The organism is Herbiconiux dendrobii, assembly GCF_052048175.1.
Taxonomy (GTDB): domain Bacteria; phylum Actinomycetota; class Actinomycetes; order Actinomycetales; family Microbacteriaceae; genus Herbiconiux.
In genome coordinates this window covers 507,514-521,341 of the sequence record NZ_JBLZQV010000003.1, presented here as the reverse complement: position 1 = coordinate 521,341, position 13,828 = coordinate 507,514, and the positions used below count along the sequence as shown (strand labels likewise).

Annotated in this window: 15 protein-coding genes; 12 read left to right on the top strand and 3 right to left on the bottom strand. The window is 70.2% G+C overall.

Features of this window, described 5'->3' with window-relative positions; genetic code table 11:
- The first annotated feature begins 57 nt into the window (after positions 1-57).
- The 5 genes from ACN4JJ_RS11445 to ACN4JJ_RS11425 all read left to right on the top strand — a co-directional run bounded on the left by ACN4JJ_RS11445 (position 58) and on the right by ACN4JJ_RS11425 (position 3,934).
- On the top strand, positions 58-324 hold the full coding sequence (locus tag ACN4JJ_RS11445; protein ID WP_291053425.1) for a hypothetical protein: 267 nt from the start codon (positions 58-60) through the stop codon (positions 322-324).
- 132 nt (positions 325-456) lie between these two features.
- Positions 457-1,131, top strand: a complete 675-nt coding sequence (locus ACN4JJ_RS11440) for a nitrobindin family protein (protein ID WP_440710034.1) — start codon at positions 457-459, stop codon at positions 1,129-1,131.
- Positions 1,132-1,135: 4 nt separating this feature from the next.
- Positions 1,136-2,335 carry a CAF17-like 4Fe-4S cluster assembly/insertion protein YgfZ gene (ygfZ, locus tag ACN4JJ_RS11435; protein ID WP_440710033.1) on the top strand — a complete coding sequence of 400 codons (1,200 nt, stop codon included), beginning with the start codon at positions 1,136-1,138 and terminating at the stop codon, positions 2,333-2,335.
- A 6-nt stretch (positions 2,336-2,341) separates the two neighbouring features.
- Complete coding sequence (locus ACN4JJ_RS11430; protein ID WP_440710032.1) at positions 2,342-3,457, top strand: FUSC family protein; 1,116 nt, start codon at positions 2,342-2,344, stop codon at positions 3,455-3,457.
- A 48-nt stretch (positions 3,458-3,505) separates the two neighbouring features.
- The gene (locus tag ACN4JJ_RS11425; RefSeq protein ID WP_440710031.1) at positions 3,506-3,934 is read left to right on the top strand and encodes a hypothetical protein; all 429 of its coding nucleotides are present in this window, start codon (positions 3,506-3,508) and stop codon (positions 3,932-3,934) included.
- A 33-nt stretch (positions 3,935-3,967) separates the two neighbouring features.
- Here ACN4JJ_RS11425 and ACN4JJ_RS11420 read toward each other — a convergent pair whose 3' ends face one another.
- Positions 3,968-4,783 (bottom strand): class I SAM-dependent methyltransferase, encoded by an 816-nt coding sequence (locus ACN4JJ_RS11420; protein ID WP_440710030.1) that lies wholly within the window; start codon positions 4,781-4,783, stop codon positions 3,968-3,970.
- Positions 4,784-4,827: 44 nt separating this feature from the next.
- Between ACN4JJ_RS11420 and ACN4JJ_RS11415 the strand changes: the two genes are divergently transcribed.
- On the top strand, positions 4,828-5,583 hold the full coding sequence (locus tag ACN4JJ_RS11415) for a phosphoglyceromutase (protein WP_440710029.1): 756 nt from the start codon (positions 4,828-4,830) through the stop codon (positions 5,581-5,583).
- 97 nt (positions 5,584-5,680) lie between these two features.
- Here the strand turns inward: ACN4JJ_RS11415 and phoU are convergent, their stop codons facing one another.
- Complete coding sequence (gene phoU / locus ACN4JJ_RS11410) at positions 5,681-6,340, bottom strand: phosphate signaling complex protein PhoU (protein ID WP_440710028.1); 660 nt, start codon at positions 6,338-6,340, stop codon at positions 5,681-5,683.
- A 208-nt stretch (positions 6,341-6,548) separates the two neighbouring features.
- Here phoU and ACN4JJ_RS11405 point away from each other — a divergent pair, with 208 nt between their 5' ends.
- Positions 6,549-7,703: a sensor histidine kinase gene (locus ACN4JJ_RS11405; RefSeq protein WP_440710027.1), complete on the top strand. Its 1,155-nt coding sequence runs from the start codon at positions 6,549-6,551 to the stop codon at positions 7,701-7,703.
- Positions 7,700-8,380 (top strand): winged helix-turn-helix domain-containing protein, encoded by a 681-nt coding sequence (locus ACN4JJ_RS11400; RefSeq protein WP_440710026.1) that lies wholly within the window; start codon positions 7,700-7,702, stop codon positions 8,378-8,380. Before ACN4JJ_RS11405 ends, ACN4JJ_RS11400 begins: the two co-directional genes overlap by 4 nt.
- A 27-nt stretch (positions 8,381-8,407) precedes the next feature.
- Here ACN4JJ_RS11400 and ACN4JJ_RS11395 read toward each other — a convergent pair whose 3' ends face one another.
- Positions 8,408-8,968, bottom strand: coding sequence for a hypothetical protein (locus ACN4JJ_RS11395; RefSeq protein WP_440710025.1), 561 nt, complete (start codon positions 8,966-8,968; stop codon positions 8,408-8,410).
- A 126-nt stretch (positions 8,969-9,094) separates the two neighbouring features.
- Between ACN4JJ_RS11395 and ACN4JJ_RS11390 the strand changes: the two genes are divergently transcribed.
- The 4 genes from ACN4JJ_RS11390 to rlmB all read left to right on the top strand — a co-directional run bounded on the left by ACN4JJ_RS11390 (position 9,095) and on the right by rlmB (position 13,745).
- Positions 9,095-9,577, top strand: coding sequence for a CarD family transcriptional regulator (locus ACN4JJ_RS11390; RefSeq protein ID WP_066040922.1), 483 nt, complete (start codon positions 9,095-9,097; stop codon positions 9,575-9,577).
- Between the two features lie 22 nt (positions 9,578-9,599).
- The gene (gene ispD, locus ACN4JJ_RS11385) at positions 9,600-10,787 is read left to right on the top strand and encodes a 2-C-methyl-D-erythritol 4-phosphate cytidylyltransferase (RefSeq protein ID WP_440710024.1); all 1,188 of its coding nucleotides are present in this window, start codon (positions 9,600-9,602) and stop codon (positions 10,785-10,787) included.
- A gap of 479 nt (positions 10,788-11,266) precedes the next feature.
- On the top strand, positions 11,267-12,694 hold the full coding sequence (gene cysS / locus ACN4JJ_RS11380) for a cysteine--tRNA ligase (RefSeq protein WP_440710023.1): 1,428 nt from the start codon (positions 11,267-11,269) through the stop codon (positions 12,692-12,694).
- Positions 12,687-13,745, top strand: a complete 1,059-nt coding sequence (gene rlmB, locus ACN4JJ_RS11375; RefSeq protein ID WP_440710022.1) for a 23S rRNA (guanosine(2251)-2'-O)-methyltransferase RlmB — start codon at positions 12,687-12,689, stop codon at positions 13,743-13,745. The genes cysS and rlmB overlap by 8 nt, the downstream gene beginning before the upstream one ends.
- Positions 13,746-13,828 lie beyond the last annotated feature (83 nt).

The window sequence follows — 13,828 nt, the reverse complement described above, 5'->3', positions numbered from 1 at the left end:
CCTGCGGTACATACTACTCGGGCCGAGTCGGGCAGAATGGCGGGTATGAGTCTGCTCATGAGAAGCGTAGTCCCGGTGTGGATCGTGTCCATCCTCGCCGTGATCGCGGTCGGGGTGTTCGTCACCCCCGACATGTACCTCGTCTTCCTGCCGGTCGTGCTGGGGCTGGTGCTGCTCATCACCTTCGGCATCCAGCTGCTCGTGCCGGTGCGCAAGGGCTTCGTCGACCGGGTGTCGGCGAGCGTCGGGGGAGCGGTGCTCATCCTCGCCGTGGCCACGGTCGTGCTCGGTCCCCTGGCCTTCGCGGCGGGCGCTACAATCTAGTCATGTCCTACGTTGCGCTCGAACTCCTGTTCATCGGCCTCCTCGGGCTTGCGAGTCTCGCAATCGCCTGGACTGCCGGTGTCGTCGTCTACAAGCTGTACCGCGGCCAGCGCTGACCGGCGCTGAAGCGCCGTGATCGAGATCCCCACGGGCCTGCCGGCCGAGCTGGTGCCCCTGTCGTGGCTGATCGGTGTCTGGGAAGGCACCGGCGTCATCGACTACGCCATCGGCGAGGGCGAGGATGCCACGCGCGTCTCCCGCGAATTCGGGCAGCGCGTGAGCTTCAGCCACGACGGACTGCCCTACCTCAACTACAGCTCGTACACCTGGCTGCTGCCCGAGGGTGACGTGCCCACCGAGCCGCGGCTCTCCGACGCCGCCGACGGCGAGGCGGTCACCCCCGCGGCCGAAGCGACGCCGCTCACAGCGGAGACGGGCTACTGGCGCCTGAGCCGCCTGCACATCGAGGGCGACGCCGGGCCGGGCCTGCTCCCGGGCGACGGCCCACGCCCCTTCAACACCGCCCAGTCGGTGGAGACGCTCCGCAACGCGGCCGGCGGCTTCGACATCGAGGTGTCGATCGTGCATCCGACCGGCATCAACGAGCTCTACCTCGGGCAGGTCAAGGGCCCGCGCATCGACCTCGCCACCGACGCCGTGGTGCGCACCAAGTCGGCCAAGGAGTACGCGGCGGCCACCCGCCTCTACGGCCTCGTGGAGAACCACATGCTCTGGGCCTGGGACATCGCGGCCCTCGGCCAAGACCTGCGCACCCACGCCTCGGCGCGCCTCGCCAAGGTCGACTGAGGCCATGACGGCCGACGAGACACCCACCCGCTCACCGTTCCTCGCGCTCCCCGGCGCCGTCGCCACGTCCGAGGCGCCCGACGCGGTGCCGGCGCACTACGGCAACCCGATCGGCGAACAGCGGATGCTCGACACGGCCGGCGCCGCCGGTTCCGGCTCCGTTCCGGTCGTGGTCGACCTCTCCGACCGCGGTGTCATCTCGGTGGGCGGCCCCGACCGGCTCAGCTGGCTCGACTCGGTCACCAGCCAGAGCATCCGGGCCCTGCAGCCGGGCGAATCGGCCGAGACGCTGCTGCTCGGGGCGAACGGCCGCATCGAGCACGCCATCCGGGTGTTCGACGACGGCGAGACGGCCTGGCTGCTCGTCGACGCGACCGAGACCGCCGAGCTCGAGGCCTGGCTGCAGCGCATGCGCTTCATGCTGCGGGTCGAGATCGCCGACCGCACGGCCGAGTTCGCGACCGTCGGCTGGCTGGCCGCCTCGTCCACCGACTCGGACGCCGAGCGTTCGACCGCACCCGCGCTGGCCGCCGTGGCCGCTGAGGGCAACGGCCACGAGCTCACTTGGCGCGATCCGTGGCCCGAGGTGGTCGCGGGGGGTGTGCAGTACGCGCAGGTCGAGGCGCATCCGGGAGCCGTCTGGTTCTGGCGCGAGACGCTCGTGCCGCGTTCCTCACTCCCGGCGCTGGCCGACGCCGTGCGTGCCGGCGAACTCGCCGCCGCCGGCCTGCTGGCCGCCGAGGCGCTGCGGATTGCGGCCTGGCGCCCGCGGCTCAGCACCGAGGTCGACGAGCGTTCGATCCCGCACGAGCTCGACTGGATGCGCTCGGCCGTGCACCTGAGCAAGGGCTGCTACCGCGGGCAGGAGACGGTCGCGAAGGTGCACAACCTCGGGCACCCGCCGCGCCGGCTGGTGCTGCTGCAGCTCGACGGCTCCGACGCCGTGCTGCCCGCCGCCGGCGACGAGGTCGCGGTGCCCGGAGACGAAGCCGCGGTCGGCCACGTCACCTCGGTGGGCATCCACCACGAATGGGGCCCGATCGCTCTCGCCGTGGTAAAGCGCCAGCTGCCCGTCGACGCCGCGCTCGTCGTGCGCACCTCGCAGGGCGAGGTCGCGGCGACCGCCGAGGCGATCGTGTCGCCGGATGCCGGTGCCGCGGTGGGCCGTGTGCGCCTGCCCAAGCTCGGCGCGCGAACCCGGTAGGGCGGCGTGACCGGTCTGCCGGCTCCGACGGCCGATCCGGTGTCCCGGCGCGACCGCTGGGACGCCGAGGTGCGCGCCGCCCTGGAACGCACCGTCTCCAGCGGCCCGGCGATCGCCCAGCTCGTGGTGGCCGTCACGGTCGCCTACCTCATCACGCACTTCCTGCTCGGCCACCAGTATCCGATCGCCGCCGTCACGGTGACCCTCTCCAGCCTCGGGCTGGTGCTCGACGCCCGGCCCCGCCGGGTGCTCGAGACGGCCATCGCGATGACGATCGGCATCCTGCTGAGCGAGGTCATCCTGCTCGCCTTCGGTCAGGGCATCTGGCAGTTCGCGCTCACGGTGCTGGCCGCGCTGGCCGTCACCCGTCTGCTCTCGCCGGTGCCGGGCCTGCCGATCATGGCCGCGGTGCAGGCTTCGCTGGTGTCGCTGATGCCGATCCCGGCGGGCGGCCCGTTCACACGCACCGCGGATGCCCTGGTGGGTGGCGCGGTCGCCATCCTGGCCACGGCGCTCATCCCGCGTGACCCGCGCCGGGCGGCCCGGCGGGAGGCCCTCAAGTTCTTCGCGGCCTTCAGCGCCATCCTCTCCTCCCTCGTGACGGTGCTGCGGATCGGCGACCCCGGCACCGCGGAGATCGTGCTCGGCCGGGCGCGCGGCACGCAGGCGCTGATCGAGAGCTGGCGCTCCTCGCTCGAGTCGGCCGTGGCCATCTCGCGCATCTCGCCGTTCCTGCGCCGGCACGGCACCGAGCTCGCCGAGCTGCAGCGGATGCAGCTGCACATGGATCACGCGGCCCGCAACCTGCGCGTGGTCTCGCGCCGGCTGAGCCTCGGCCTGGACTCCCGCCCACGCCCCGAGCTCGCCGAACTCATGGCGGGTCTGCAGAGCGCCGTCTCGATGCTGGCGCAGAGCATCGATCACCCGGAGCTGCGCCCCGTGGTGCGGCAGAGTCTCGTGCTGATCGCCATCACCCTCGACCCGCGCCGCCTCACCCCGGGCGAGCCCTATTCCGAGGCCGCGCTGGTGGTCACCATCCGTCCCCTGGTGCTCGACCTGCTGGCCGCCAGCGGCATGCCCCTCGACGAGGCCCGCCGCACCCTCCCCGACATCACCACCTGAGCGCCCTCCGATACCACGCCGACCCGCGGGATTCGATACCGTAGAGCCATGAAGATGCGAAAGCTTGTCACCGTCTCCGCCACCGCACTCGCGTTCGCATTCGTGCTGACCGGCTGCACCATGACCGGTCCCACCACCAACTTCTCCGGCCTGCCCGACGAAGAGAAGCTCGTGCACGAGCTGGAGCCCTCCGACTCCGGCCTGCAGGCCTTCTGGATGCAGGAGGGCTCGCAGATCGGCGTCGCCATCTCCGGCAGCTCCACCTGCCCGGTGATCGGCTCCGACATCAAGGTCATCGAGCCTCGGGGCGAGGGCAACACCGTTGAGATCACGACCGTGCCGCAGCCCGCCGACCAGGTCTGCACCATGGACTTCGTGCCGCACACCTCGGTGTTCTGGACCCCGTCCGACATCACAACGGCCGAGCCGCTCACGGTGCGCGTGGGCGATGAAGAGGTCGAGGTCGAGGTCAAGTAGGCCCCGGCCCGGATCGCCTCGGCCCGGGCTGCTTCAGAGCGGGGCCACGGCGGCCCACGGCACGGTGAGCTCGCCGAGACGGCGCCGGCGCGCGAGGGTGCGCACGGGCCATCCGGAGCCTTCCATCGCCGCGACCGTGGCCACCCAGCGCTGAACCGGCCCGTAGGTGCCGAGGGCGGCGTTGTGCTGCCAGAACCGGTCGAGGTCGGCGAGGAAGCGGTGGATCGGCTCGCCGGGCACGTTGTGGTGGATGAGCGCCTTGGGCAGCCGCTCCGCCACGATCGACGGATGCTCGAGCCCGGCCAGGCGCAGCGACACGGTGAAAGAGACGGGCCCGCCGTGCTGCACGGCCACCCAGCTGGCCACCCGCCCCACCTCGTTGCAGGTGCCCTCCACGAGTACGCCCCCGGGCTGCAGGCGCGACACCATGAGGTCCCAGGCGGCGGGCACCTCCGACTCGTCGTACTGCCGCAGCACGTTGAAGGCGCGGATGACGGCGGCCCGCGTGCCGGCCCCGCCCGGCAGCGGCACCTCGAAGCCGCCGACCGCGAAGTCGACGCGAGCGCCGGGGTCGAACGAGGTGCGCCCCGCCCGCACCTCGGCCAGCTGCGCCCGCGCGGTGGCCACCCGGCCCGGTTCGATCTCGAGCCCGATCACCCGCACCTCCGGCCGCACGCGGGCCAGCCGCGCCTGCAGCTCGAACGCCGTCACGCCGCTGGCGCCGTAGCCGAGATCGACGACCAGCGGATCGGCCGCCTGCCGCAGCACCGGCAGGGTGCCGATCCAGCGGTCGACCCGGCGCAGGCGATTGGTGCCCGTGGTTCCCCGGGTGACGGCGCCGATGGGCATGCCTCCATCCAAGCACGCGCGGCCGGCGGCAATAGACTGAAACCATGCCAACAGAGCCCTATACCCTCATCCTGCTGCGCCACGGCAACAGCGACTGGAACCAGAAGAACCTGTTCACCGGCTGGGTCGACGTGCAGCTCAGCGAGCAGGGCGTCGCCGAGGCCAAGCGCGCCGGCGAGCTGCTCGCCGCATCCGGTGTGCTGCCCGACGTGCTGTACACCTCGCGCCTCACCCGGGCCATCCGCACGGCCGAGCTGGCGCTCGCCGAAGCCGACCGCTCGTGGATCGACGTCAAGCGCTCCTGGCGCCTGAACGAGCGCCACTACGGCGCGCTCCAGGGCAAGGACAAGGCGCAGACCCTCGCCGAGTACGGCCCCGAGCAGTTCCAGACCTGGCGCCGCAGTTTCGACGTGCCGCCGCCCCCCATCGCCGACGACGACCAGTACTCGCAGGTCGGTGACCCGCGCTACGCCGACCTCGGCGACGCCGTGCCCCGCACCGAGTGCCTGAAAGACGTCATCGACCGGATGCTGCCCTACTGGGAGAGCGACATCACCGGCGACCTCGCCGCAGGCAAGACCGTGCTGGTGACCGCCCACGGCAACTCGCTGCGTGCTCTCGTGAAGCACCTCGACGGCATCAGCGACGACGACATCGCCGAGCTGAACATCCCCACGGGCATCCCGCTGGTCTACAAGCTCGACGCCTCGTTCACCCCCGTCACCCCGGCCGAGTACCTCGACCCCGAGGCCGCCGCAGCCGGTGCCGCCGCAGTGGCCGCGCAGGGCGCCAAGAAGTAACCCGCCCGCCCTCCTCGCGACACGTCGAAAATGGCCCTAAAACGGAGGTTTTAGGGCCATTTTCGACGGCTCGCGAGGAGCTGCAGAAGGGTGAGGGCTATGCGTTCTGCGTGGAGCCGGGCCATTCGCCCGTGGCCAGGTACTGCACCTTCTTGGCGATCGAGACGGCGTGGTCGGCGAAGCGCTCGTGGTAGCGGCTGGCCAGCGTGACGTCGACGGTGTCGACGGCCTCGCCCTTCCAGTGCGAGCCGAGCACGGCGTCGAACACGCTCACGTGCAGCTCGTCGATGGCGTCGTCGTCGTTGCGGATCTGCTCCGCCAGCTGCACGTCTTCCGTGCGCAGCAGCACGGTGAGCTTCTTCGAGATCTCCACGTCGAGGCGGCCCATCTCGGCGAAGGTCTGGCGCAGGCTCTTCTTCACCACCTTGTCGGGGTAGCGGTAGCGGGCCAGCTGCGCGATGTGCTCGGCGATGTCGCCCATCCGCTCCAGCGAAGCGCTCACCCGCAGGGCGGTCACGACGATGCGCAGGTCGCGCGCGACCGGCTGCTGCAGGGCCAGGATGCCGATGGCCAGCTCGTCCAGGCTCGAGGCCAGGGCGTCGATCTTGGGGTCTTCGGCGATGACCGTCTCGGCGAGGGTCACGTTCGACTCGTTGAAGGCCGCGGTGGCATTGGTGATCGCAACGGTCACGAGCTCGGAGATCTCGACGAGTCGTTCCTGAACCTCGCGCAGCTCTTGCTGGAATACCTCACGCATGCGTGGTGGTCCTTTCTGGGGTACGGCGGGCACTGCGACCGCTGGCTCACGTGCACGCAGAGTCGCCACCGGTATCGGCAGGCGACGAGTCCATCCTTCTGAGGCCAGGTTAACGCGAGGTGCCGTGCAGTTGAACACTCCGGGAAGCGATGGCTCTGCGGTGGCGCACACGGGATCCGGTCCCGACGGACTCACTAGTGTAGTTGGCATGGAAACAGGCTGGGTCGTGCTGTTGTCTGTGGCACTCGGCCTGGTCGTCGGCGCAGGCTTCGTGCTGGTGGTCCTCGCCGCCGAACGGCGCGGGAACAACGCGGTCACCGTCTCCTCCACCGCGGTTCCCGACGGTGTCGAGCAGATGATCGACGCCCTCGACTTCGCCGGCCTCGTGCTCGATCCCTCCAACAACGTCGTGAAGGCCTCCGAGCGCGCCTACACCTACGGCCTGGTGTCCAACGGGCTGCTGGTGCACGACGAGATCGGCGAGCTGGTGGCGCGGGTGCGCCGCTCGGGCGAATCGGTGAACGAGGAGATCGTGCTCGCGCGCGGACCGTTCGGCGAGGCCAGCATCCACCTCGACACCCAGATCGCCCGACTCGGCAGCCGATACGTGCTGGTGCTCGCCGAAGACCGCACGGATGCCTACCGGCTCGAAGAGGTGCGGCGCGACTTCATCGCGAACATCAGCCACGAGCTGAAGACCCCGATCGCCTCGATCGCGCTGCTCGCCGAAGCACTCGATGCGGCATCCGACGACCCCGAGCAGGTGCGCCGTTTCGCCAAGCGGATGGGCACCGAGGCCACCCGGCTCTCGCAGATCACCCGGGAGATCATCGAGCTCTCCCGCCTGCAGTCCACCGACGTGCTCGGCACGGCGGAGCTCGTCGACATCGACGCGGTCATCTCGGCCGCCGTCGACCAGAACCACGTGATCGCGGATGCGCGCGACATGGATCTGGTGGTGGGGGGAAAGAAGCGGCTCACCGTGATGGGCGACGAGGCCCTGCTCACCCTCGCGGTGAACAACCTGATCGCGAACGCCGTGCAGTACTCGCCCGACGGATCGCGCATCGGCATCGGCGTGCACCATGACGACGGCGTGCTCGAGCTGGTCATCACCGACCAGGGCATCGGCATCCCCGAAGAAGATCTGCCCCGGGTGTTCGAACGCTTCTTCCGCGTCGATCAGGCGCGCTCGCGCAACACCGGCGGCACGGGCCTCGGCCTCAGCATCGTCAAGCACGTCGTGCAGAACCACGGCGGCGACATCCGGGCCTGGTCGCAGATCGGCCAGGGCTCGACATTCACCATCCGGCTCCCGGAGGCCACAGGCCTGCGCACCGGCACCCAAGGAGAGAACCGATGACCCACATCCTGCTGGTCGAAGACGAGGCCGCGCTCAGCGAGCCGCTCAGCTATCTGCTGCGCCGGGAGGGCTACGGGGTCACCGTGGCCCCCGACGGGCCGAGCGCGCTGAGCGAGTTCGACCGGGGCGGGGTCGACATCATCCTGCTCGACCTGATGATCCCGGGCATCCCGGGAACGGAGGTGTGCCGCGAGATCCGCACCCGTTCCTCGGTGCCGATCATCATGCTCACCGCCAAGGACTCCGAGATCGACATCGTGGTGGGGCTCGAGCTCGGCGCCGACGACTACGTCACGAAGCCGTACTCGACCCGGGAGCTGCTCGCGCGCATCCGGGCCGTGCTCCGTCGTCAGCTCGAGGTGATCGACGCCTCGGAGCCGCTGCTGTCGGCCGGTCCGGTGTCGATGGACGTCGAGCGCCACACCGTCTCCGTGAACGGTAAGGAGGTGGCCATGCCGCTGAAGGAATTCGAGCTGCTCGAGCTGCTCCTGCGCAACGCCGGCCGCGTCCTGACCCGGGGCCAGCTGATCGACCGGGTCTGGGGATCGGACTACTTCGGCGACACCAAGACGCTCGACGTGCACATCAAGCGCATCCGCTCGAAGATCGAGACGACGCCGTCCGATCCGACGCTGCTGGTCACCGTGCGGGGCCTCGGCTACCGCTTCGAGGCGTAAGCGCTGCCGGCCGGAAGGCCGGGCCCGCTACTCGGCGGGCTCGGCCGTGGCGGAGGGCACGGGGGTCTCGGTCACCGGCGGGATGGTGACCGTGGGGGTGGGTGTCGGCGTCGGAGTCGGCGCGAGGCCCGTGTACTCCGGCAGCGAGGTGTTCAGCACCGGCACGAGAACCTGCTTGCCCTCGGTGTCGCCGTACTGGAAGTAGACGGGGAAGAGGCTGCCCGGCTCGCTGACGTTGCTGAGCACGATCTGCTCGGAGTCGCTTCCACCGAAGCTCGTGATGGCACCGGAGCCCTCCACCGAGACCTTCTGGTTGACGCGCTCGCCCGTGCTGCCGTCTTCGTACTGCACGAGCACCTGCTGGGTGGAGTCGGAGCTGTTGGCGAACGAGACGAGCAGGCTGGCCAGCTCGCCGTCTTCGCTGATGAGCGTCGCGTTGCGCACCGAGACCTCGCCGAGGTCGGCGTTCACGCCGTCGGAGGTCTCGACGATCTCGACCGTGGCCTGCGGGGTGATGAAGGCGCATCCGGCCGTGCCGAAGAGGACGAGCGAACCCGCCAGAACGGATGCCGCGAGACGTGCTTTCACGTGACCCTCCAGAGTCGTAGACGCTTTGGATTCAGCCTACAACGAGCGGGCGGCCGGCAGTGGGTAAGGACACCCTTACCACATACCCCCTGTGGTATCCTGGTAGCCACGGAAGGACATCCATTCATGCTTTTTGAGGTCGGCGAGACAGTCGTTTACCCCCACCACGGAGCCGCGACGATCTCCGAAGTGAAGACCCGCGTCATCAAGGGTGAAGAGAAGATCTACCTCAAGCTCCGTGTCACGCAGGGCGATCTCACCATCGAGGTGCCGGCCGACAACGTCGACCTGGTCGGCGTCCGCGACGTGATCGGCCGCGAGGGTCTCGACAAGGTATTCGAGGTTCTGCGCGCTCCGTTCACCGAAGAGCCCACCAACTGGTCCCGCCGGTACAAGGCCAACCTCGAGAAGCTCGCCTCGGGCGACGTCATCAAGGTCAGCGAGGTCGTGCGCGACCTGTGGCGCCGCGATCAGGATCGCGGTCTGTCCGCCGGTGAGAAGCGGATGCTCGCCAAGGCCCGCCAGATCCTCATCTCGGAGCTCGCTCTGGCCGAGAAGACCGACGAGGAGAAGGCCTCGCTGGTTCTCGACGAGGTCCTGGCCTCCTAGGCCTCTCCGCGCGGCCCCGCTCGTGCAGCAGTCTTCGCCGACGGCGTCCCCGTCGGTGGCGGTCATCGTGGTCGCGGCCGGTTCCGGCACCCGTCTCGGGCTCGACCGGCCCAAGGCGTTCGTCGAGGTCGCGGGCCGCAGCATCCTGTCGCGTGCAATGGATGCCGTTCGAGGCATAGCCGAGCCCGTCGAGCTCGTGGTGGTCGTTCCGGCCGCCCAGATGACGGCGACGGATGCCGAACTGGCGTCGAGCGGGCTCGACTTCGTGGCCGTCGCCGGGGCGGACACCCGGCAGGGCTCGGTCACCGCCGGGCTCGAGGTGCTGTCGAGTGCGATCGAGGTCGTGCTCGTGCACGACGCGGCGCGCGCGTTCACGCCCACGTCGGTGTTCGAGGCGGTGATCGCCTCGGTGCGGGCGAACGGACACGGCGCCATTCCCGGACTGCCCGTCACCGACACGATCAAGGCGCTCGGCGCCGACGGCGGCATCCGGCAGACGGTCGACCGCTCGAGTCTGCGCGCGGTGCAGACGCCTCAGGGCTTCCCGCGCGCCCAGCTCGACGACGCCTACGCCCGGGCGACGACGGACGCCACCGACGACGCCGCTCTCGTGCGCGACGCCGGCTACCCGGTGGAGGTGGTGCCGGGCGACGCCCGTTCGTTCAAGATCACGACGCCCGACGACCTCGAGCGCGCGGAGGATCTGCTGCGTCGCGCGGCGACGTCGGTGCCGTCGTTCCGCACCGGCATGGGCGTGGATGCGCACGCCTTCGCGCCGGACTCCGAGCCGGTCGACCTGTGGCTGGCCGGACTGCACTGGCCGGGGGAGCCGGGGCTCTCCGGGCACAGCGACGGCGATGTGGTGGCGCATGCGATCTGCGACGCGCTGCTGGGCGCCGCCGGTCTCGGTGACCTCGGCAGCCGCTTCGGCACCTCCGACCCCTCGCTCGCCGGTGCGCACGGCGTCGTCTTCCTCGAGCGCACCCGCGCCATCCTGGTGGATGCCGGCTTCGCGGTCGGCAACGTCTCGGTGCAGCTCATCGGCAACCGGCCGCGATTCGCCCCCCGCAAGGCCGAGGCCGACGCGCTGCTGTCGCAGGTGCTCGCGGCGCCCGTGAGTGTTGCGGCCACCACGACGGACGGCCTGGGGTATGCCGGGCGGGGCGAGGGGCTGACCGCCCTCGCCACGGCCCTTGTGTACCGGGTGTAGGTCACGCGCCCGTCAGGGGTGGGTTTTCGTGGGAGGTTTCTCGCCCGTCAGGGGTGGGTTTTCGTGGGAGGTTTCTCGTTAGACAGAAGCCCCGCTGTGCTAGCTGCGGTCGCGCCGGGCTTCGCTCGGCGTGACCGGGCTGCGCCGGTCCCTGCCCGGCGCAGCGCGACATGTGGGGGCGCGGTCGAACGACCCGGCCTGCGGTCGGGCCGTTCGGCCCCACCCCCACCCTGGGTAGACGAGTACGGCCCGAGACTTCGGCCGTTCAGCCTCCGTTGCGGTCTGACACCGCCGACACTTGAGCAGAGCATCCGAGGTCTCAGGCCCTTGTCGACGACCCAGGGTGAGCGGGTGGCCGGAGGGTGCGACCGCAGGCCGCGCCCGCCGACCGCGCGCTCACATGTCGCGCGGCGCCGGGCGAGGACCGGCGAGCCCCGGGAGCGCCGAGCGAAGCCCGGCGCCCCCGGTAAACTAAGACGGTGAGACTCTACGATTCGAAGGCGCGCGCCCTTCTCGACTTCGTGCCGATCGTTCCCGGCGAGGTCGGTATCTACGTGTGCGGGCCTACTGTGCAGTCTTCGCCGCACATCGGGCATCTGCGGTCGGCTCTGGCGTACGACCAGCTGCGGCGGTGGCTGGCGTACAGCGGCTACGCGGTGACGTTCGTGCGCAATGTGACCGACATCGACGACAAGATCCTGTTGAACGCGGCCGCCAGCGCCGCGGCCGGCAGCCCGGAGCAGTGGTGGGCGCTGGCCTACCGGGTCGAGCTCGAGTTCACGGCGGCCTACAACGCCATCGGCGTGCTCCCGCCCACGTACGAGCCGCGGGCCACGGCATCCATTCCCGAGATGCAGGCCATCATCCAGCGTCTCATCGACAACGGCCACGCCTACGCGACGGATGACGGCACGGGCGACGTGTACTTCGACACGGCCAGCTGGCCCGAGTACGGCGAGCTGACCCATCAGAAGCTCGATGACATGGCCCCCGCCGCCGACTCCGACTCGCGCGGCAAGCGCGACGTGCGCGACTTCGCGCTCTGGAAGGGGCACAAGGAGGGCGAGCCGCTCTCGGCGTCGTTCCCGAGCCCGTGGGGTGGGGGTCGGCCCGGCTGGCACATCGAGTGCTCGGCGATGTCGACCAAGTACCTCGGCACGCAGTTCGACATCCACGGCGGCGGGCTCGACCTGCGCTTCCCGCACCACGAGAACGAGCTGGCGCAGTCGCGCGCGGCGGGCGACGCGTTCGCGAACTACTGGCTGCACAACGGCCTCGTGGCCGTGACGGGCCAGAAGATGTCGAAGTCGCTCGGCAACTCCATCTTCGCGAGCGAGCTCATCGCATCCGCTCGCCCCGTGGTGCTGCGCTACTACCTCGGTGCCGCCCATTACCGTTCGACGCTCGAGTACCACGACGGTGCCCTGGAGGAGGCGGAGGCCGCGGTCTCGCGCATCGAGGGCTTCCTCGAGCGGGCGCAGCGCCGCCTGGCCGACACGCGTTTCGCAGGCACCGCCGAGGTCGTCGTCCCCGACGAGTTCCGTGAGGCGATGGATGACGACCTGAGCGTTCCGCAGGCGATCGCCGTCATCCACGAGACCGTCCGCAAGGGCAACGCCGCCCTCGACGACGAGGACTTCGCCGAGGCGGCCGCCCTGCAGGGGCAGGTGCTCGCCATGACCGATGTGCTGGGAATCAATCCACTGGCGCCCGAGTGGGCCACCGGCACCGACAGCGGATCCGAGCGCGCACTCGCTACGCTGGTCGAAAGCCTCGTCTCCGATCGGGAGACGGCACGTAAGAACCGCGACTTCACCACCGCGGACCGCATCCGGGACGAACTCGGACAGGCCGGAATATCGATAGAAGACACGCCTACCGGCGCGCACTGGAGTCTTGATGGCTAAATCATCCACGGGCCGCCCCTCTCGGGCCGGCGCCGTCCGCAAGGGTACGAAGGGCAGCAAGGCCGTCGGGTCCGGCGGCCAGGGCCGGCAGGCGCTCGAGGGCAAGAAGCCCACGCCCAAGGCCGAGGACCGGCCGTACCACCCCGCCGGCAAGGCCAAGGCGGCGCGTGAGCGCTTCGCGGCGGCCGGTGGCAAGGGCCGCCCGGGTGCGCGCTCGACGAGCGAGCGGAGTCAGGATCCGGGCCAGTACTCGACCGGCCGCACCTCGGCGCCCGCCCGCCGCGCCAAGAAGGCCGACGACAGCGAGGTGGTGACCGGCCGCAACTCCGTGGTCGAGGCGCTGCGCGCGAAGATCCCGGCGACCGCGCTGTACGTGGCGTTCCGGGTGGAGGTCGACGAGCGCGTCAAGGAGGCGCTGTCGCTGGCCACCAAGCGCGGCATTCCGATCATGGAGGTCATGCGCCCCGAGCTCGACCGCATCTCGGGCCACGACTCGGTGCACCAGGGCCTCGCCCTGAAGGTGCCGCCGTACGAGTACGCGCACCCGGAGACCCTGCTCGACCAAGTGCAGCGACGCGGCCAGAAGCCGTTGTTCGTGGCGCTGGACGGCATCACCGACCCGCGCAACCTCGGCGCCATCATCCGCTCGACGGCCGCGTTCGGTGGGCACGGCGTGATCGTGCCGCAGCGCCGTTCGGTGGGCGTGACCGCCTCGGCCTGGAAGACCTCGGCCGGTGCCGCGGCCACGACCCCCGTGGCCATGGCCTCCAACCTCACGCAGACCCTCAAGGCCTTCAAGGCCGCGGGCGTGTTCGTGGTGGGCCTGGACGGCGGCGGCGACACCGATCTCCCCGGCCTCGACTTCGCCGACGGCCCGATCGTGGTCGTGGTCGGCAACGAGGGCAAGGGTCTCAGCCGCCTCGTCACCGAGACCTGCGACGCGATCGTCTCGATCCCGATCTCCTCGGGCACCGAGTCCCTCAACGCGGGCATCGCCGCATCCGTCACCCTCTACGAGATCGCCCGTCAACGAGGCGCCAAGAAGAAGTAACCCACACCCCGCCTTCGTCGAGAAGCCTCAAATGGCCGCTACATCGTCGGAATAGCGGCCATTTGCGACTTCTCGATCAGACG